Annotated in this window: 17 protein-coding genes; 16 read left to right on the top strand and 1 reads right to left on the bottom strand. The window is 47.7% G+C overall.

Annotated elements, in window-relative coordinates; all coding sequences use genetic code 11:
* Positions 1-94: 94 nt before the first annotated feature.
* The 3 genes from ahpC to ACQ5BJ_RS18100 all read left to right on the top strand — a co-directional run bounded on the left by ahpC (position 95) and on the right by ACQ5BJ_RS18100 (position 3,680).
* The gene (ahpC, locus tag ACQ5BJ_RS18110) at positions 95-658 is read left to right on the top strand and encodes an alkyl hydroperoxide reductase subunit C (RefSeq protein WP_005545086.1); all 564 of its coding nucleotides are present in this window, start codon (positions 95-97) and stop codon (positions 656-658) included.
* Positions 659-670: 12 nt separating this feature from the next.
* Positions 671-2,200 carry an alkyl hydroperoxide reductase subunit F gene (ahpF, locus tag ACQ5BJ_RS18105; RefSeq protein ID WP_430111807.1) on the top strand — a complete coding sequence of 510 codons (1,530 nt, stop codon included), beginning with the start codon at positions 671-673 and terminating at the stop codon, positions 2,198-2,200.
* Between the two features lie 325 nt (positions 2,201-2,525).
* Positions 2,526-3,680, top strand: coding sequence for a multidrug effflux MFS transporter (locus ACQ5BJ_RS18100; protein WP_051135090.1), 1,155 nt, complete (start codon positions 2,526-2,528; stop codon positions 3,678-3,680).
* A gap of 418 nt (positions 3,681-4,098) precedes the next feature.
* On the opposite strand, the gene ACQ5BJ_RS18095 is transcribed toward ACQ5BJ_RS18100, so the two are convergent.
* On the bottom strand, positions 4,099-4,641 hold the full coding sequence (locus ACQ5BJ_RS18095; RefSeq protein WP_268599036.1) for a cob(I)yrinic acid a,c-diamide adenosyltransferase: 543 nt from the start codon (positions 4,639-4,641) through the stop codon (positions 4,099-4,101).
* A gap of 234 nt (positions 4,642-4,875) precedes the next feature.
* On the opposite strand from ACQ5BJ_RS18095, the gene ACQ5BJ_RS18090 reads away from it, so the two are divergent.
* From ACQ5BJ_RS18090 to ACQ5BJ_RS18030, 13 genes are all read left to right on the top strand, one after another.
* Positions 4,876-6,513, top strand: a complete 1,638-nt coding sequence (locus ACQ5BJ_RS18090; protein WP_268599037.1) for a spore germination protein — start codon at positions 4,876-4,878, stop codon at positions 6,511-6,513.
* Between the two features lie 33 nt (positions 6,514-6,546).
* A complete protein-coding gene (locus tag ACQ5BJ_RS18085) occupies positions 6,547-7,752 on the top strand; it encodes a Ger(x)C family spore germination protein (RefSeq protein WP_430111804.1) in 1,206 nt (401 codons plus the stop codon).
* A gap of 6 nt (positions 7,753-7,758) precedes the next feature.
* Entirely contained in the window at positions 7,759-7,977 is a 219-nt protein-coding gene (locus tag ACQ5BJ_RS18080; RefSeq protein ID WP_040735615.1) for a hypothetical protein, read from the top strand.
* A 54-nt stretch (positions 7,978-8,031) separates the two neighbouring features.
* Positions 8,032-9,288, top strand: a complete 1,257-nt coding sequence (locus tag ACQ5BJ_RS18075; protein WP_430111802.1) for a GerAB/ArcD/ProY family transporter — start codon at positions 8,032-8,034, stop codon at positions 9,286-9,288.
* Between the two features lie 69 nt (positions 9,289-9,357).
* Positions 9,358-10,809, top strand: a complete 1,452-nt coding sequence (gene cls / locus ACQ5BJ_RS18070; RefSeq protein ID WP_430111800.1) for a cardiolipin synthase — start codon at positions 9,358-9,360, stop codon at positions 10,807-10,809.
* A gap of 77 nt (positions 10,810-10,886) precedes the next feature.
* Positions 10,887-11,300, top strand: a complete 414-nt coding sequence (locus ACQ5BJ_RS18065) for a BlaI/MecI/CopY family transcriptional regulator (protein WP_005545072.1) — start codon at positions 10,887-10,889, stop codon at positions 11,298-11,300.
* A gap of 4 nt (positions 11,301-11,304) precedes the next feature.
* Complete coding sequence (locus ACQ5BJ_RS18060; protein ID WP_005545071.1) at positions 11,305-12,153, top strand: M56 family metallopeptidase; 849 nt, start codon at positions 11,305-11,307, stop codon at positions 12,151-12,153.
* A 97-nt stretch (positions 12,154-12,250) separates the two neighbouring features.
* A complete protein-coding gene (locus ACQ5BJ_RS18055) occupies positions 12,251-12,655 on the top strand; it encodes a DoxX family protein (protein WP_005545069.1) in 405 nt (134 codons plus the stop codon).
* A gap of 129 nt (positions 12,656-12,784) precedes the next feature.
* The gene (locus ACQ5BJ_RS18050) at positions 12,785-13,885 is read left to right on the top strand and encodes an AI-2E family transporter (protein ID WP_430113413.1); all 1,101 of its coding nucleotides are present in this window, start codon (positions 12,785-12,787) and stop codon (positions 13,883-13,885) included.
* Between the two features lie 258 nt (positions 13,886-14,143).
* A complete protein-coding gene (locus ACQ5BJ_RS18045) occupies positions 14,144-14,797 on the top strand; it encodes a hypothetical protein (RefSeq protein ID WP_268620341.1) in 654 nt (217 codons plus the stop codon).
* Between the two features lie 94 nt (positions 14,798-14,891).
* Positions 14,892-15,467 carry a putative ABC transporter permease gene (locus ACQ5BJ_RS18040; protein WP_268599042.1) on the top strand — a complete coding sequence of 192 codons (576 nt, stop codon included), beginning with the start codon at positions 14,892-14,894 and terminating at the stop codon, positions 15,465-15,467.
* Between the two features lie 327 nt (positions 15,468-15,794).
* Positions 15,795-18,869 carry a beta-galactosidase subunit alpha gene (gene ebgA / locus ACQ5BJ_RS18035; protein WP_268620343.1) on the top strand — a complete coding sequence of 1,025 codons (3,075 nt, stop codon included), beginning with the start codon at positions 15,795-15,797 and terminating at the stop codon, positions 18,867-18,869.
* Between the two features lie 112 nt (positions 18,870-18,981).
* Positions 18,982-20,067: a LacI family DNA-binding transcriptional regulator gene (locus tag ACQ5BJ_RS18030; protein ID WP_430111797.1), complete on the top strand. Its 1,086-nt coding sequence runs from the start codon at positions 18,982-18,984 to the stop codon at positions 20,065-20,067.
* Positions 20,068-20,211 lie beyond the last annotated feature (144 nt).

The raw sequence follows: 20,211 nt of genomic DNA, 5'->3' as shown, positions 1-20,211 counted from the left end.
AGTTAATAATAATTATTATAAAGTGTGTAACCGAGCTTGTTGTTCTCAACACGCTCTAAATAAACTATAAATTGAAGCAGAGGAGATAGGATCTATGTCACTTATCGGTAAAGAAGTACTTCCATTCAAAGCAAATGCATTCCAAAAAGGCAAATTCCTCGAAGTTACAGAAGAGAACTTCAAAGGCAAATGGAGCGTAGTTTGCTTCTACCCAGCAGACTTCACATTCGTGTGCCCAACTGAGCTCGAAGACTTGCAAAACCAATATGAAGAGTTGAAGAAATTGGGCGTTGAAGTGTACTCCGTATCTACAGACACTCACTTCACGCACAAAGCTTGGCATGAAAGCTCCCAAGCTATCGGCAAGGTTGAATATATTATGATCGGCGACCCATCCCATATTGTGTCCCGCAACTTCGACGTATTGATCGAAGAAGCAGGTCTGGCAGACCGCGGTACGTTCATCATCGACCCAGATGGCGTTATCCAAGCGGCTGAAATTAACGCTGGCGGCATCGGCCGTGATGCAAGTGCTCTTATTAACAAAATCAAAGCGGCTCAATACGTTCGCAACAATCCAGGTGAAGTGTGCCCAGCGAAATGGCAAGAAGGCGGACAAACATTGAAGCCTAGCCTTGACCTTGTAGGTAAAATCTAAGGAGTCCTGACAATGGCATTAGATCAAGATATCAAAGCACAACTCGAACAATATCTCCAGCTTCTTGAGGGAGATATTGTTCTCAAGGTCAGTGCAGGCTCTGATGATGCGTCCTCAGAGATGCTGTCCTTGGTAGAGGAACTCGCTAACATGTCGTCTCGGATTACTGTGGAGAAGACACAGTTGTCCCGTACTCCTAGCTTTAGTGTGAACCGTGTAGGCGAAGAGACAGGCGTTACTTTTGCCGGTACTCCGCTAGGACACGAGTTTACCTCTTTGGTATTGGCTTTGCTGCAAGTGAGCGGAAGAGCTCCCAAGGTAGAGCAGAATGTTATTGATCAAATTAAAAGTATCCGCGGCGAATATAAGTTTGAAACTTATATCAGTCTGAGCTGCCATAATTGTCCGGATGTTGTGCAGGCGCTGAACTTGATGAGCATCCTCAACCCTGGCATTACGCACACGATGATTGACGGTGCTGTATTCAAGGAAGAGGTAGAGAGCAAGGACGTTATGTCTGTACCTAGCGTCTACCTGAACGGCGAATTCTTTGGTGGCGGACGCATGACCGTAGAAGAAATTTTGGCTAAGCTCGGTACTGCTCTGGATGCATCCGAGTTCGACAATAAAGAGCCATTCGATGTTCTTGTTGTCGGTGGCGGACCTTCAGGTGCAAGTGCGGCGATTTATGCTGCACGCAAAGGAATTCGCACGGGTATTGTTGCGGAGCGCTTTGGCGGTCAGGTCAATGATACACTCGGCATTGAGAACTTCATCAGTGTAAAATACACAGAAGGTCCTCAGCTCGTAGCGAATATTGAAAATCAAGTCAAAGAATACAATATCGATGTAATGAAGCTCCAGCGTGCGAAGCGCTTAGAGAAGAAGGATCTTATCGAAGTTGAACTCGAAAACGGCGCTGTACTGAAAAGTAAGACCGTAATCGTATCAACAGGTGCTCGTTGGCGGAACATCGGCGTCCCTGGTGAAGCAGAGTTCAAGAACAAAGGGGTGGCTTACTGCCCGCATTGTGACGGACCTTTATTCACAGGCAAAGATGTTGCAGTCGTTGGCGGCGGTAACTCTGGCATTGAGGCCGCAATTGATCTTGCAGGAATTGTGAGACATGTAACGGTACTTGAGTTTGCTCCAGAACTGAAAGCCGACGCTGTATTGCAAGACCGTCTATACAGCCTTCCGAATGTAACGGTATTGAAGAACGTACAAACGTCCGAAATTACCGGCACGGATAAGGTTGACGGCATCTCCTATATCGATCGCGCAACAGGAGAAACGAAGCATGTCGAGTTGCAAGGTGTATTCGTACAAATCGGTCTTGTGCCGAACACAGACTGGTTGGCTGACACGGTTGAACGCACTCGCATGGGTGAAATCGTTGTAGATAGCCATGGCGCTACTAATATACCAGGTGTATTTGCAGCCGGCGATTGCACGAATAGCCCATATAAGCAGATCATCATCTCAATGGGATCTGGTGCTACGGCAGCATTAGGTGCATTCGATTATCTCATTCGCAATTAATCGATATCGTTATGTATAAATAGGTTTCCCGTCTCTTCGGCTGTTAAGCCGGTGGCAGCCCTCATTTCGTAATGAAATGGGGGCTGTTGTTCTGTATGCCGCAGGAAATATTGAGGGGGTTTTACATGATTTAAGCTTGATTCGCAAACTAGCTGTAACTATAATGGTTACATGTATGTAGGTTGAAATTGACATATCATAACGAGTTGGTTGCAGCCGTGATTACAAACAAGAAAGGGACTGGATACAATTTATGAGTATACCTGTACAACGCAGTAATACGGCCTCATCCATCTCTGCACCTACACGGAAGCAGAGACTGTCCATGGCCGTTATTCTAGGATCGATGACGGCGATCGGGCCGTTGTCCATTGATATGTATTTGCCTTCGCTTCCGATGTTGGCCAGCGATCTGCAAACGAGCACTTCTTTCGCTCAATTGAGCTTAACAGCCTGTCTCATGGGTTTAGCCTTCGGGCAGCTCATGCTAGGGCCTCTAAGCGACGCTAGGGGACGGCGGATGCCGCTCATTGCTTCGCTCATCATTTATGCAATTGCGTCAGTTCTTTGTGCGATTGTTCCATCCATATGGGGACTCATTGCACTTCGCTTCATTCAAGGTATGGCTGGATCTGGCGGAATCGTCATTGCACGCGCCATGGTGCGCGATATGTATTCCGGCAGTGAATTGACCAAGTTTTTCTCGCTGCTCATGCTGATAAACGGGCTGGCCCCGATATTAGCTCCGATTGCTGGAGGGCAGCTGCTGCAGTTTACGACATGGCATGGGGTATTTCTCGTGCTCGGCTTGCTCGGTTTGCTTATGATTCTCGCTGCATGGTTGGGCTTGCCAGAGACGCTTCAGCCTGAACGCCGTTCTGCCGGCGGGCTGCGCACGACGATGGCAACCTTCCGTACGCTGCTGTCTGATCGCGAATTCATGGGCTATGCCTGCACACAAGGATTCGTTTTTGCTGCGATGTTCGGTTATATATCTGGATCGCCATTCGTGCTGCAGGAAATTTACGGTGCATCCCCGCAAGCATACAGCCTGTTTTTCGCACTCAATGGCCTTGGGCTCATCATTGCGACACAAATTACGGGCCGTTTGGCGTCTCGCTTCCATGAGAAGCGGCTCTTCATTGCAGGGATTGTGCAAACCGTCAGCGGTGGTTTGCTGCTCTTAGCTGCGATACTGCTGCAGGCACCGTTAATCGCAGTTGTCATCGCCCTGTTTATTGTTGTATCAAGCACAGGGGTAGTTAATACAGCTGGCTTCTCCTTAGCGATGCAAAGCCAAGGAGAGCGTGCAGGCAGCGCATCGGCGATGCTGGGCTTGATGTCTTTCATCGCAGGTTCACTTGCTGCGCCGCTTGTCGGCATCGCCGGCAGCCATACAGCCGTTCCGATGGGGGTTGTCATCGCCTGCTGTGGCCTTGGTGCAGTGCTAAGTTACCTATTCATGATTCGCAAGCGTTAATTTGAATACCGTACGCTCAAGCTTTACACTTACAGATCGGCTACACCATACAGAAGCGCTGAAGCAAGCGAGTCATTCGCTTAATCTTCAGCGCTTCTGTGCTTTTCAGCAAGGATTCTCGGTGATTAGCATCCGTCCGATCTATACAAGGCTGCTTCCTACTGATCTTTGAGCTTTTACAATGGGCAAATGACATGCAGGAAGGTGAAGACTTGGGCAGATGATAGGAGGTAATGAGGTAAGGAGATAAGGAGTGGAGCGATGGGATAAATAATGTAATTAGAAAGGCGCTATTAGGTGCTATGAGGCTGGAAAGAAGGAAAGGCTGCTTGCCCGAGGAAAGATCAACGTGAAGACATGCAGCCTTGTGAATGAAAGAGATCTAAAGTAGAAAGATTACATAGAATAAATAGATGAATTAGAATTCAAGTCCCAGTACTGCCGGAATACCTTCCTCGTAGTAATGTTTCACAGGTTCGATTTCGGATACGAGATCTGCGATTTCAATGATTTCAGGACAAGCAGAGCGTCCTGTTACGACAATGTTCATATGTTCTGGACGATTTTTGATAGCGTCCACCACCTCTGCTTTAGGGAGTACATCATCGATCGGGAAGCTTGTTATTGCAAGTGCATTGTTCAATTCATCCAAAACGATAAGGTCATAGTCTCCAGACTGAATTTCCTGTTTCGCTATCGACCAGGCCTCCTTGAAGGCTTCACGATGCTCCTCAGGCGTCTTTAGCCAAGTAAAGCCGATACCGAGCTGTCTTACCTCCACACCGAGCTTCTCCAACGAAGCTTGTTCCCCATATGAACGCTTTGGACTCTTGATGAATTGAAGCATAAGAACTTTGAAACCGTGACCCACTGCCCTAACACATAACCCAACTGCTGCCGTCGTTTTTCCCTTGCCATCGCCCGTGTATACGAGTGTCAATCCTTTGGTGCGAGTTGCCATAACGGTCGTCCCTCCTGTATAGCCGGCTGTGGCTATCCGGCTTGATCGCAAAATCTTGGTTGTCTCTACCCTGTTCATAGTATCACTGGGAAGTGCCTGTCGACAAATCCGGGAGGCGGTTTATCCAGTTGAACGCACGGCAATACTGAAAAGCAGAATCTATGGCTGCTGGCGAGGTGCCAAGCAGTACAACAGGCAGGCATGTGATCAACTGCAGAGTGAGGGAAGACGTCTATGGATCAACTGCAAGCAAGCTTACACAATAATCTCGATTATATTCGGATGAAACTCGGAAATAGCTCAGACATTGTAATTCGTGAACTGCGTGTAGGGGGCGATGGCGAGCAAAGAGTCGCAGTGATATATACAGATGGGATGGCTGATCAAGCGACAATTACTGACTTTATTATGGAATCGCTATTAGGTGACAGCCAAGTCCTTCGAGGAAATAAATCAAAAACCAAAACAGACTCCTCTGGTTCCGATAAAACCAAGGAAGGGCAAGGCGATCCTGATCAAATGGACGGTTCGTCTACTGCTGCCGAGGGCTCAACTGCATCTTCAAACTCGTCTGGCTCGGATGCGACTAAGGATCTGATCAAGCTGCTGCAGGAGAGGGTGCTGGCGGTAGGTGATATTCAGACAGTGTCCTGCTTGGATGATGTCCTTCAGGAGGTACTGTGCGGCAATACGGTGCTGCTGTTGGATGGGTATACAACAGGACTGGCAGCCAGCACGCAAGGTTGGAAGGATCGCGGGGTGACCGAAGCGACAACAGAACCTTCTGTCCGTGGATCGCGCGAGGCGTTCTCGGAAACGCTGCGAACGAATACATCACTGATTCGGAGAAGAATTAAGCATCAAAATTTGCGTGTGGAGACAAAGCCATTTGGTCGTCTTACGCAAACGAATGTGGCTATCATGTTCATACAGGACTTGGCAGATGATAAGGTGGTGCAGGAGGTTCGGGATCGTCTGAGCCGAATTGACATCGACGGTATTCTTGAAAGCGGCTATATTGAAGAGCTCATTCAGGACAAGACTTTTACTCCTTTTCCGACGGTATATAACTCAGAGCGGCCAGATGTCATTGCTGCCGAATTGTTGGAAGGGAAAATTGCAATTCTTGTGGATGGAACACCTTCCGTGCTAGTAGTCCCCGCACTGTTTGTATCCTTTCTGCATGCGGCAGAGGACTATTTCTTCCGTTCGGACATTAGCAGTCTTGTCCGGATTCTTCGATACATCGGAATTTTCATTGCGCTTTTAGGTCCGTCGCTGTACGTAGCTATTACGACATTCCATCAAGAGATGCTTCCGACGCAGCTATTGATCAGCCTTGCAGCGCAGCGGGAAGGAATACCCTTCCCTGCTGTTCTGGAGGCCATAATGATGGAGATTTTATTCGAGTTGTTGCGGGAAGCGGGAATCCGCATGCCAAGGATGATTGGACCAGCGGTGTCTGTTGTCGGTACACTCGTTATTGGCCAGGCTGCGGTAGATGCCGGCATTGTGTCGGCGGCGATGGTTATTGTTGTATCCACTACTGCAATATGCAGCTTCGTCTTCCCTGCATACAGCATGTCGAATGCATTCCGAATGCTGCGTTTTCCATTAATGCTGCTCGCTGCATCCTTTGGATTATTTGGCGTATGCATTGGGCTTATCGCGATCGTTCTTCATCTGTGCAGCTTGCGTTCATTTGGCGTGCCTTATATGAGCCCGCTGGCACCCATGATTATTAAGGATCAGAAGGATACGATTTTTCGGTTTCCGCAATGGGCCATGCGTACAAGGCCGAGCTTCATGAGTCCGAACAATCAGAAGCGGCAGCAGCCGCTAGACAAAGCTCATCCGAAGCCGCCTAAATAATTACATACTCAAAGGTAGAGGGGACGAATAGCAATGAAGCGGAAAAAGATCATCCTCAGCAGTGTGCTGATCATCATGCTTAGTCTGCTTGTCTCCGGCTGTTGGAATCGACGCGAGATGAATGACCTGGCGATTGCAGTAGGCATGGGAATTGATAAGGCAGAAGATGGACAGTATGAGGTGCTTGTACAGGTCGTGGATCCAAGTGAGGTGTCGGCGCGCAAGCCGAGTGGCAATAGGGCGCCTGTAATCGTATATAGTGCGAAGGGCGGTACGGTGTTCCAAGCAATACGGCGCATGACTACGTTCACTCCGCGCAAGGTGTACTTTTCACATCTTCGCATGTTCGTGTTCGGTGAGGCGCTTGCGCGTGAAGGCATCAGCAAGCCGCTTGATTTTCTGTCGCGGGATCAGGAGTTGCGCACGGATTTTTATATCGTAGTAGGAAGAGGAACTACGGCCAGGGATATTTTGAATTTCTATACACCGCTAGATAAAATCCCTGCAAATAAAATGTACCAATCGCTGGAGGTGTCAGATCGGATGTGGGCTCCTACGGTAAGTGTGCGGCTTGATGATCTAATTACGGATTTGACCAGCTATGGAAAGGACGCTGTGCTGACAGGCATATTGATAAAAGGGGACAGTGAGGAAGGAAAGAAGAAGGAGAATGTGGAGTTGATCGAGTCTCCGGCACTGTTAAAGTATTCGGGTCTCGGCATGTTCAGCGGAGATAAATTGGTTGGCTGGATGAATGAAACGGAGAGCAAAGGCTTCAGCTATTTGACGGATAAGTTGCAGAACACTTATATTCAATTGCCATGCAAGTCTGGCGGAAAGGCTGGAGTCGAGGTGATTCGCTCTAAGACAAAGGTGAAGGCGAAGCTGAATCAAGATCGTCCTTCTATCGACGTTTCCTTGCGGACAGAAGCTAATATTGCCGATGTTGAATGTAATATGGATACCAATCAGCAGTCGACTCTTCGTGAGTTGGAACAGACAACCAGTCAGATTATGGTTCACAATGCAAAGAAAGCTTTGGAGCGAGCACAGGCGGAAGGAACCGATGTATTTGGATTCGGAGAGGCTGTTCATCGTGCTTATCCGAGCTATTGGAACCGTCACAAGAAAGAGTGGCCGCAATTGTTCAAGGAGCTGCAGGTGAATGTTCAAGTTGATTTCAATATTAGACGGACAGGAACAATTGGGAACTCGTTCCTCAGTGATGTGAAGGGGTAGAACAGCGTGTGGGCGAGTATAGGATGTGTAATCATTGCGTCAGCCATCTTTTTGTTCCAATCTCCTCGTATGAAGCAGCGGCAATTAGTTAAGGAACGATGGGTACTGTTGACAATGCTGATCATCGCTGCAGGGTTCGGGGTGGTGGTGGGGATGAATTGGAAGATACCGAATCCCATGGATTTGCTGATGCTCATATTCAAGCCTATGCGAAAATTTTTGTAGCGGAAAAATGACGAGTCTCGCTGTTGCGACAGGGCACAAGGAAGTGATAAGGCGATGAAGGATAAATCCATAATTAGTATGCGTCAACTGACCATCTTGACGGCACTGTTCATTATCGGGAGCGCGATCTTGATTATTCCCTCAAACTTAGCAGAGGAAGCGAAGCAAGACGCGTGGTTGTCCGCCTTAGTGTCCTTGGGCCTCGGCCTGCTCGTTGTTCCCATTTATTCTGCGCTATGTCGAAGATATCCGAATCAATCCTTAGCGGAGTATTGCGAATCCATTCTTGGCAAGATACTGGGGAAGACAGTTGCGCTCTGCTTCATTATCGGATTTGCGCTCACAACAGCCGCACTCACATTGCGGAATATCGGGGACTTCATTACGATGCAAATTATGCCGGAAACGCCGATAGAGGCAATCCATATCTTTTTTATGCTCGTCATTATATTCGGAGCCAGTCTTGGCGTTGAAGTGTTTGTGCGTGGAGCCGAAATTTTTTTCCCTTGGGTGCTGCTGCTCTTTATTTGCTTTGTCTTGTTCGTAGTGCCGCAAATCGAAGTAAAGCAGCTTCTGCCGGTATTGGAACGTGGAATGATCCCAGTTCTTCGCGGGGGACTAACCTTCTTCAGCTTTCCCTTTCTGGATCTGGCTGTATTTCTGCTCATTCTTCCCACAGTGAAGCGGAAGGATAAGGTGACGAGTGCGCTCCTATGGGGGTGCATCATTGGCGGCACCTTCTTAATAATTACGACGCTGCTGTCCATCCTTGTGATTGGGGCGGATAATACGGCCCGGCATATGTATCCAAGCTATGCCCTCGCTAAAAAGATTAGTCTCGGCAATTTTCTGGAGCGGCTTGAAGCGGTGATGGCTGTCATCTGGTTTCTGACAACCTACTTTCGTCTCGTGCTCCTGCTTTATGCATCGGCAATTGGACTTGCTCATTCGCTTCGCTTATCTGAGCATCGATTCCTTATCTTCCCTTTAGGAATGATCGTTGTAGCATGGTCGATCCTGTTCATTCCAAATACGGCCTACTTGGACAAGCTGCTTGATCATTGGGCGACCTATGCTGTGCTGCCAGGACTTGTGCTTCCTATAATTTTGCTAGTGGCAGATAGTTATCGATCCAATTCGAAGCAGCCGAACGACAATCTATCGCTGAACGATGATGGCTCTCAACAAGCTTCGGGTGCTGCGGATGCTTCAAACTCATCTTTATTGGGTGGGGCAGGCGTTATACCGATGGATGATGATCCTACCTCTGTACTTCCAAGCAGCGGACAGACTACGCCTCCCGAACGTTAACGGTATGAATGGCGCATCGCTGCTCGTGGTACAATGGAGTCATCATCATGGACAGGAGCGGCTTAATCTATGTGGTCACATCTTTTAGAGTTAGCTGGACATTGGATACCGATTATCAACTTGTTGTTTGCGGCTGTCGTGATTTTCTTGGAGAGGCGCAACGTAGGGGGGACCTGGGCATGGCTTATGCTGTTACTGCTGCTTCCGTTTATCGGCTTTATCTTCTATATTCTGTTCGGCCAGAACTTGGCTCGGAGGAAGGTATATCAGATTAAGCCGCGAACGGAACGACTTGTGCGGAACGAAATTGCCTCTCAGGTTCGTTGCATTGAGGAAGGGACATTTGCCTATGCGAATGAGGTCGTGCAACACTATGAACCCCTTATTTATATGAATCTGGTCAGCAGTTACTCTCCCTTGACACAGAACAACGAAGTGACAGTCATTGCGGATGGCCGCGACATGATGGATCGATTGGTCGAGCGGATCCAAAGTGCTTCTAATCATGTCCATTTGCTGTATTACAAGCTGGCTGGGGATGCAACTGGACGGAGAATTATTGATGCCCTGACGGAATGTGCTGCGAATGGAGTAGAGGTACGACTATTGTATGATGACATCGGATCGCCCGCGTTGAAGGATGAGGCGCTTGCTGATTTGCGTGCCGCAGGAGCACAGATTTATCGCTTTTTCCCTTCTCGTATTCCCTATGTCAATTTACGTGTCAATTACCGCAATCACCGGAAAATTGCCGTTATTGACGGGCAGGTCGGATTCGTTGGCGGATTTAATATCGGCGATGAATATGTTAGTCTTGATCCAAAAATCGGACATTGGCGGGATACGCATCTCGAGCTGCAAGGCGGAGCCGTTCATCGGCTTCAGGGACAGTTTCTGCTCGATTGGTCCACAGCCTCAGGGCAGTATATTCATTTTTGCGAGCAATACTTCCCGACACCGATGCAAACAGGGAATACACCTGTACAGATTGTGTCCAGCGGTCCAGATTCAGACAAGCAGCAAATTCGCAATGCCTTGCTTAAGCTGATTTTTGAAGCCAAGGAGCGAATTTATGTACAAACCCCCTATTTAGTGCCTGACGACAGTGTGCTTATTGCACTTAAAGTTGCTGTGCAGTCCGGGGTCGATGTGCGCATTATGATTCCGAAGAAGGGGGACAGCCGTTTTGTGCAATGGGCATCGAATTCTTATGTTGGAGAACTGCTTCGTGCAGGAGCCAAGTGTTATTGGTATGAGAAGGGCTTCCTCCATGCTAAAACGATGGTTGTAGATGGACAGGCCGCTACCGTAGGTACTGCGAATTTGGATCATCGCAGCTTCAGCTTGAACTTCGAAATTAATGCATTTCTCTATGACAGAGCTACAGCAGAGCAGCTAGATAAGCTGTACGAGCAGGATATGAAGGAATCGGTAAAACTGCATTGGAATACATATCGGAAGCGCCCAATTCGTTACCGATTTGTAGAGTCGCTTGCACGATTAGTGTCGCCTATTTTGTAATTTGGGATACCTAATTATGGACATACTTGACATTAGGCTGATATCACACTACAATTCGTAGTGGGAGGAATTCCACGATGAAAATTCATAATTTCAAATTCCATGAGAGTGGACTGAATCGCTTCTTCGGGCCGCTTGAAGCCAAAGTCATGACTGTCTTATGGGAAGGTTCGGAAATGACGATTAAGGATGTGCAAAAGAAGCTTGAGGCTGAGAAATGCATCAACTTTAACACAGTCATGACCGTCATGAACCGACTTGTAGACAAAGGGATATTGGTCAAGCGCACGGAGGGACGGACTTCCTTATTCCGACCGGTGCTGTCACGGGATGTTTTTCTCGACACGCAATCCAAGGAGCTAACGCATGAACTGATGGATGAATTCGGCCCATTGGTTGTAAACCACATGCTTGATGCCCTGGAGGATGTAGACGAGGGACTGCTCGACAAGCTGGAACAAAAAATCAAGCAATTGAAAAAGGATAAATAAAACAATGTGGAAAAATCGATCTACATTCATTTTCAGTTCGATGCTTCTAATTGCAGCCGTGTTGTTCTGCCAAATGGTCATGTATGCGATGAAGGTGCTTGCGGGATGGGAACTGCATTTCAATCTCGTAGAGGCGTGCTCTACGCTTATGCAGAACTACGGTTTGTCCAAGTTCATTTATGTGCTTGATGCCTATGTGTTCTGTACGCTGATCAGTGTCCCGTTCCTGTTCGTCCGACAAATGTTGCTTTCCCGCAACGCGTATCGGAAGCTGCTCGGGCGTCGAAATAATGAGCTTACGCAGCAGATGAATGCCCGGTTCAATGAGGGCCAGAAACGAATGATGATCATCGAGCATACTTCGCCTATCGCTTTCACGATGGGGATGTGGTCGCCGCTCGTTATTGTATCGACTGGCTTGATGGAACTGCTTGATGAGGATGAGCTAGAGGCGGTTGTCCACCACGAGGCCTTCCATCAAATGCATCGAGATCCATTGCGGATGTTCGTGCTGTCTCTTCTCGCTTCGGTCATGTGGTACATGCCGATTATGAGATGGTCGAAGCAGCAGTATAACATCATTCGCGAGGTGTTGGCAGACCACTATGCGATTCAGCGTCTAGGAACAGCAGCTCATTTAGGGAGTGCGCTTCTCAAGATGTTGAAGCAAGGGAAGACGCCGCGCATGCCATTCGCTTATGTTTCATTTGCAGATACATCCATTAATTATCGAATTCGCCAGCTGCTCGAACCAGAGACAGATATTCCGATGAAGCTGCCGTTTACGCCTGCAATTGTGTCCCTGCAAGTGTTACTTGCTTTATGTTTATTATTTTTTGCTGCTATGCCCTAATTTTTTTTACATTTTTACACTACACAACGTAGTTTTTGTTTTCTTTCATATTCATGTTAATAATAATCCATTCTAATCTTATAGGAGGCGTTGTATGATGTCAGCATTAAATCAAGGGGTAGGTTCACTTATTATCAGGCTTGCACTGGGGCTCATTTTCTTTATCCATGGGCTGCAAAAATTCCAGGGAGGTCTGGACAACACGGCAGGTTTTTTTGAGAGCTTGGGTATTCCGGGGATTATGGGTTATGTCGTGGCAACCATTGAGCTGGTAGGAGGCATTTTACTCATCGTTGGTCTTGGAACGAGATGGATTGGTGCAGCATTCACGGTAATTATGCTCGTGGCAATCTTCACTGTGAAGCTGCAAATGGGCTTTGCAGGCGGCTATGAGTTCGAAATCGCTCTTGCAGCGATGTCGTTGTACTTGGTTGTCAGCGGCGGTGCCGATTATTCTCTTGATCGCATTCTGTTCCGTCGTGGAAGAGCAGCACAACAATAAGCATTTGCAGCATGCAAAGCATCCTCTAATCGTGGATTAGGGGATGCTTTTTTCCATATTTATTTCATTTCTCGTGAAATTCGCTATACTAAGTCTATACGTGTATGAATTAGCAACCAGGGGGATGTCATGCTCAAAAATCGAAGAACACTGCGCTATTTGGGGCTATTCACCATTGCAGTGCTGGTGTACAAGCTCATTGACAATATGGGTTATGTTCTCAGTGGAGTTGTAGCTCTATTGTCTATGCTTACGCCATTTTTTATTGCTTGCTTTATTGCCTATCTTCTGCGTCCGCTTGTTAATATTTTGGAGAAGCGGCTGTTGGCTAGAACAAAAATGAAGCGATTTATTAGCATCATAGCCGTGTATACGTTATTTTTCGGAATTATTGTGCTGCTCATAACGGTTATTACACCGAGGGTGATAGAGAGTGTAAGCACGCTGTTGGCGGATATGCCAATCTATATGGAAGGCACGAAGCTGTGGCTGCAGGCAAATGTCTTGAGTAAAGAATGGTTCATTCAATCTAGAATATCGAGCAGCATCAGTGAGCATTTTAGCTCGCTATCCAGTCAAATAAGCGACTTTCTGAAGCTGATGCTGAACAACTTGCTGTCCAGTCTGTTTACCTTCACGTCTGCGCTGTTGAATCTCGTTATCGGATTCATTGTGTCGATTTACCTGCTGAAGGACAAGGAGAAGATTGGGACAGGCGCGAAGCGTACCCTGCATGGCCTGCTCAAGAAGGAACGGGCTGAAGGCGTCATTGATTTTGTAAGAAAAATGGACATGATCTTCTCGCAATACTTTGTAGGCGTCATTTTGGATGCAACCGTCGTAGGCAGTATCGTATTCATCGGGCTTCTTATCATTCAAGCGCCGTATGCGCTGTTGTCCAGCTTGATCGTTGCTGTAACGAATGTTATTCCTTATTTTGGTCCGTTTATGGGGATGGTGTTTGTTGGGATTATTACACTGTTCGTATCGCCTGAGCAGACGCTTTGGATAACGTTGTTTATTTTCATTGTTCAACAGTTCGATGGGTATTATATTGGTCCGAAAATCGTAGGGAACAAAGTGGGGATAGGACCCATCTGGATTATTTTTGCCATCATTATAGGCGGCGGTCTGTGCGGCATACTAGGAATGTTCATTGCCGTTCCAGTTATTGCGGTTATTAAGGCGGCGGTAGATTCCTTCGTTCAACGTCGTATAGAGGAACAGTAGCTGTAAAGCAAGGGTGCCCGAGAGAGCAGATAGATGCTCTTACGCGGGTACCTTTTTTATTAGTGGTTGGCAGGTTTTTTTGGGTTTTTAGTATCTATACGATACATGTATCTTTGATTACATACTCAAAATATTTTTTTTATGCAACATTATGCATACCTCCTCCGTCTATAAAGACAAACCGAATAATCTTACAGGCATCAAGAAGCTGGTACATAGGTGTGCCCATAACAACAAGAGATTAGAGGAGGAATTGCAATGAAAAAATGGAACAAAGGCTTGGCAATTGCATCGATTATGGCGGTGCTGAGCGTACCGTTCGCTGGAGCAGCAGCTGCAGAGACTATTCAAGGTTATGTTGTGTCATCTCATCCAGTAGAGGAGGGCTCGACATTGCCGAAAGAGCATGTGACATCACAAGGTATTATTGAGTCGGGGGACGGCCATAGATTCGTTCTTCGTGGACAGCAATATTTGAATATTAATGTACACGACAATACTGTTATCGTGAACGATAAAGGCCAGCCGGTCAGCAAGGATGTGCTGAAAGAAGGAGCTGTCGTAGAGGTTCAGTATGGTCCGGTTATGATGATGAGCTTCCCGGGTACAGTAGGTGCAGAGAAGATTGTTGTCAAAGGTGAAACGGCAGTCAAGACGGGCAAAGTGCTCAAAGTAACGAACACTGAGGGTGAAGTGAATGCCCGAATTCATGTTGATGTAGAAGCTGATGGCAACATCAACAATGATGTAATTTTAAATGTAACGAAAGATACGTTCATTACGGACAAGCAGGGGGTTGTCTTGAAGGCTTCTGAGCTGAAGGAAGGACAGCAAGTGAAGGTATTCCACTCTCTTGTGATGACTTTTTCCCTTCCTGGTCAGTCACACGCTAGCCTCATCATAGCTGAATAATCAAGGCAATAGGGAATAAGTGGTGCGGAATACAACCATACTACGGGTAGCTTGAAATATGCCGCTAGAAGCAGGCATAAGGAGGTTATGCGTTATGGCGGCTCAATTGCCAATTCCGCTGCAGTATACAGGAACGGCGGCCAATGATGCATTGGCTGTCGTTTTTTATTTTATGGTCTATTCCTTTGGAGGATGGCTGCTTGAGAACCTATACAGTAAGGTCACAACAGGACGCTTCTGGAAGGATGGTTTTCTCCAAGGGCCCTTTAAGCCGATGTATGGCATTGCCCCCCTTCTCCTGCTCCCTTATGCTGAACAAGGAACCCATTTGGGACTCCTTCTGCTGCTATGCCTCCTTATCCCGACTTTTGTCGAATACGTTAGCGGTTGGCTGCTGGAGAAGGTGTTCTATCGCAAATGGTGGGACTACTCTTCTTATCGCCTGCAGCTTCATGGACATGTTTGTTTCTCCTTCTCCATATGCTGGATGTTCCTATCCCTCGCTGTTGTGTACGGATTGCATCCCTTGCTGAAAATAAGCTATACCCATGTTGCGGCAATTTGGAATATGGTATGCCCCATGTTCGTCATTTATTTCTGGGTAGATATGGCTTGGACTGTATGGTCAAGGAGACGTGAGGGCAAAGCAATGGCAAGCAGTCGCAGCTAAGTAAAAATTTAGGCAAAAAACTAGATGGAATGCAAACTCAGAGCGGAGACAAATCGTCTTCGCTCTTATTTTTGTTGATATCATCCAATTTTCAGGAAAATCATGTATTTACTAAAAGTTTTACTAGCACGTCGAAGTGATTAGTAAAAAATAAAAGTGGGAGTAAAATATTTTACTAAAATGATTGTTTGTTTTACTTGAATCAAGTAAAATTTTATCAAGAAAGTGAGGGTGCAATTATTCCGAATCTCAGTCTGAACGAATGGTAAAGTGGATTGAATGGAATGTCGTTCGTCTGAGGAATCCCCGTGGTCAGGAGGACGTACTATGCGTGTAATGAAGCAGTGGGAAAATGTGGATGCTACGAATTGTAACCGTATGAAGGGGAGAGCGTATTTTCGGTCGTATCCGAATCGACAGCTGGCATTATTAGACGAGCCTAAGTATGCACATCAATGGAAGAGCTTGAATGGAACATGGAAGTTTGTTTATTTGGAAGCGCCTGAGTATTCACCGCCGGGATTTGAGCAGCCAACATTTGATTGTTCGAACTGGGATGACATTATGGTGCCAAGTAATTGGCAGCTTGAAGGTTATGGGAAAATGCATTATTCAGATCTGTGGTACAACTTCCCGATTAATCCGCCTTATGTACCGACTGATAACCCGACAGGAATATATAAGCGAACCTTTGCGATCGGTTCACAATGGTTGGACAATCAACAAGTGATTTTGCGCTTTCATGGTGTTGATTCCGCATTTCATGTGTGGGTGAACGGTCAGGAAGTGGGTTATAGCAAGGGAGCCAGACTGCTGAGCGAATTTGATATCACAAGTTATGTGGAAGTTGGGCAAAATGAGGTGTGTGTTCGGGTTTATCAATGGTCAGACGGCACTTATTTGGAAGACCAGGACATGTGGTGGTTGAGCGGCATATTCCGTGATGTAGAATTGTATGTCCAGCCCCTTGCGGGGATTGAAGACTTTACGGTGGTAACAGAGCTGGACTCCGCTTATACGAATGCGATTTTGCGAATAAGCGCGGATATTCGTGGCACGAAGCAGGGGCATACGCTTGCTTATGAATTGTTGGATGCCGCAGGGCAGCAGGTAGCATTCGACGAAATGCCTGGTGGCGAACGCGTCACTGCAGCGGTTCCGATTGCGGCTCCAATGCTGTGGAGTGCAGAGACACCATACCTATATACGCTTCTCTTCACATTGAAGAATGGGGATGACGTAATTGAAGTTATTCCACAGCAGGTCGGCTTCCGTATAGTTGAATTGAAGGGCGACACATTCACGGTCAACGGAGTGGCGATTAAGCTGAAGGGTGTAAATCGCCATGATGCGCATCCGATCACAGGTCGTGTCGTATCGCGTGATGATATTGAGAAGGATATCCGCCTAATGAAGCAGCACAATATTAATGCGATTCGAACGGCGCATTATCCGAATTCACCTTGCCTTTATGAGTTGTGCAATGTATACGGAATGTATGTGATCGACGAAACGGACTTGGAGTGCCATGGCTTTGAGCTGACAGGCAACTTCAATTGGATTACGGATGATCCGGCATGGGAGAGGGCCTACGTCGATCGTATAGAACGAATGATTGAACGGGATAAAAACCATCCTTGTATCATTATGTGGTCATTAGGCAACGAGTCGGGCTACGGCCGTAACTTCAGAGCGATGGGACTTCGTGCGAAGGAAATGGATCCAACACGCCTTGTTCACTATGAAGGGGACAGAGATACGGACATTGCGGATGTATATTCGACGATGTATACGTGGCTCGAGCATCCGGAGCGCAAGACAATGCAGCATATTATTGATCATTCCACGAAGCCGCATATTCTGTGTGAATATGCTCATGCGATGGGCAATGGACCAGGCAGCATGCAGGAGTATCAGGATTTATTCTATGCCCATGACAAGCTGCAGGGCGGATTCGTCTGGGAATGGTGCGATCACGGCATTCGTACGGAAGATGAGCAAGGACGTGTCTATTATCGCTACGGCGGGGACTTTGGCGATGACCCGACGAATGGAGCATTTTGTATCGACGGGCTTGTGATGCCAGATCGCACACCTTCTCCAGGGCTGCTGGAATATAAGAAAGTGATTGAGCCAGTTCATACGCACGAGATTGACTTGCAGCGCGGTTTAATCCAAGTAAGCAACAAGTATGACTTTGCATCGCTCGATCAATTGGCATTGCGCTATTCAGTCATGAAGGATGACTGTATTTTGCAAACAGGCGAGGCAGACATTACTGGTATCGCTGCACGTACGAGCAAGGAAGTGGAGCTGGGATACTTGCTTGATTTCGCGCCGGAGCCGGGCACGGATTACTATGTGAATCTTTCTTATACGTTGAAGGGAGACTGTGCTTGGGCACAAGCGGGACATGAGCTGGCTACGGCGCAATTCCGCTTGCCGCTTGCTGCGGAATTGCTGTATATTGAGCCGAGCGGCACGCTTACGATGGAAGAGGGACATTGTGAACTCATTGTACGCGGTGAAGACTTCAGCATTGGCTTTGATACGGTCAAGGGCCGCATGACTTCATGGACTTATCATGGCACTACCGTTGTGGAGCAGGGGCCGAAACTGCAATTCTGGCGTGCGCCAATCGACAATGATATGTATGTAGTGGATGATTATCGGAACAAGTCATTTATGCATGTAATGCATGAAATTGTAGAGGGATTTACTTATACACAGGAGGGCGAAATCGTTCGCGTGAAGGTGTCTGTGCTGAATGGGACAACGAATGCTGCATGGCATTACCGTTCCTGCTATGATTATCGCATTTATCCGAACGGCGATGTGCTGCTCGATGTAAGCGGCCAGCCGGGGGGCGTGAAGGAGCAGGCGCCGGAGATGATTCCACGTGTTGGCGTGGAGCTTCGCGTACGCGCTGCTTGTGAGAACGGCAAATGGTATGGTAGGGGTCCGGGAGAGTCGTATGCGGATTCCAAGCAGGCGAGCCTGTTCGGCATCTACGAGCGGACGGTGGATGAGATGTTCACGAATTATGTGCACCCACAGGAAAACGGAAATCATACCGACTGCCGCTGGGTACGCTTAGCAGATCGCTATGGAGTAGGTTTGCTGGCGGTTGCGTATCCGAAGATGGATTTCAGCGCTTCCTATTATGAAGTTCAGGATTTGGATGCAGCTAAGCATCCGATTGACTTGCAGAAGAGGGATTACATCGTGCTTCATCTCGACGCGAAGCAGAATGGGCTCGGTTCGAATTCTTGCGGCCAGCGCCAGCTGAGCCAATACCGCAATGGATTTGAGCCGTTCGAGCTGAATCTCAAGCTGTCTGTGTACTCGAATAAGGAAATATCAGATGTGATGAAGGCGAAGGAAACACTGCGCCGGAACTAGCAGACGGCGGGCGTTCCTCTATGCTTTTGGGCAAGAATACAGTACAATCGTAAGGACATGCAACAACAAAACGGATGACGATTGCAGCGACGCATAACGATTGGAGGGCGAAATGGCTACCCTTAAACAAATCGCGGAGCGGGCGGGTGTGTCGATATCCACGGTGTCTCGCGTGCTCAACTTCGATGAGACGTTGTCGGTATCCGACGAGACTCGGCGCCGCATTATGGAAACGACAGAAGAACTCGGCTATAACAAGTACAAGCGGAAGAAGCGGACGATGGAGGTGCCGGAGCCAGAGATATGGATGCCTACACCTACACCGATAGCGGAACCGCCTGCTCCTGTGCAAGTCAGGGCAAGTCAACAGACGATCGGAATTGTCATGACCTATGACAAGAGTGAGGAGCTTAACGATCCATATTATTTAACGGTACGGCTCGCAATAGAAGAAGCAGCTCGGGAAAGAGGCGTCCAGCTTATAGAGGTTGGCAAGAAGGGAGAACACTCCCATCCTGCTGCAACCGCATCAGGATACATTGTGGTAGGCCCAATTGGATCTGGACAACTCCATGAACTTCAGCGGTCTGCTTCACCTATCGTATATGTGGATGATGTCCCTTGGGATCGCAAGTCGGACATTGTCACGGTTGATCTGCATGATGCGGTAGAACAGGCACTGTCTCATATTCGTGCATTGGGTCATGAACGAATCGCTTACGTAGGCGGAAGAGATGTGCTTGATGGAGCTTCGACAGCCGATCGGCGCGAGACAGCCTACGAACAATGGATGAGGGAAGCTGGAATCTTCGACTCGTCCTTGGTGCGTGTCGGGACTTTCTCAGCAGAAGATGGGTACCGATTGACGAAGGAACTGATCGTTTCTTCTGGACGGGGCTGTACGGCAGTTCTGGCTGCGAATGATTCGATGGCAATTGGCGCGATTCGGGCGATTCAGGAGCAGGGATTACGAGTTCCTGAGGAAATTAGTGTGGTTGGTTTCAACGATATTGCGGTTGCCCAATTCATGACCCCTGCGCTTACAACGGTCAGACTGCACAGTGACTGTATCGGAGATACGGCGCTTGAGCTGATGATGGAGCGTTTGGAGAAGCAGCGGAGTATTGGCAAGAAGGTTATGATACCGACTGAGCTTATCGTACGGGAGAGCTGTGGGCCAGCTTCCAGACTGCGCTAAGCGAATACATGATATGAATACTGCGAGTTCAGAAGCAGTTGTAGCATTACCCCGAAAAATATGGGGTCTATCTATATGGAGTAGTCGTTGACGTACCGCAAGAAGCCGCTGGGCAGGAGGCGGAATGGCTGTCTGAATTTACGG

It is taken from the genome of Paenibacillus sp. B1-35 (assembly GCF_050474385.1).
GTDB classification, from domain to species: domain Bacteria; phylum Bacillota; class Bacilli; order Paenibacillales; family Paenibacillaceae; genus Paenibacillus_B; species Paenibacillus_B alvei.
The sequence above is the reverse complement of the archived record's forward strand: the minus strand, read 5'-3'. Positions and strand labels throughout refer to the sequence as shown.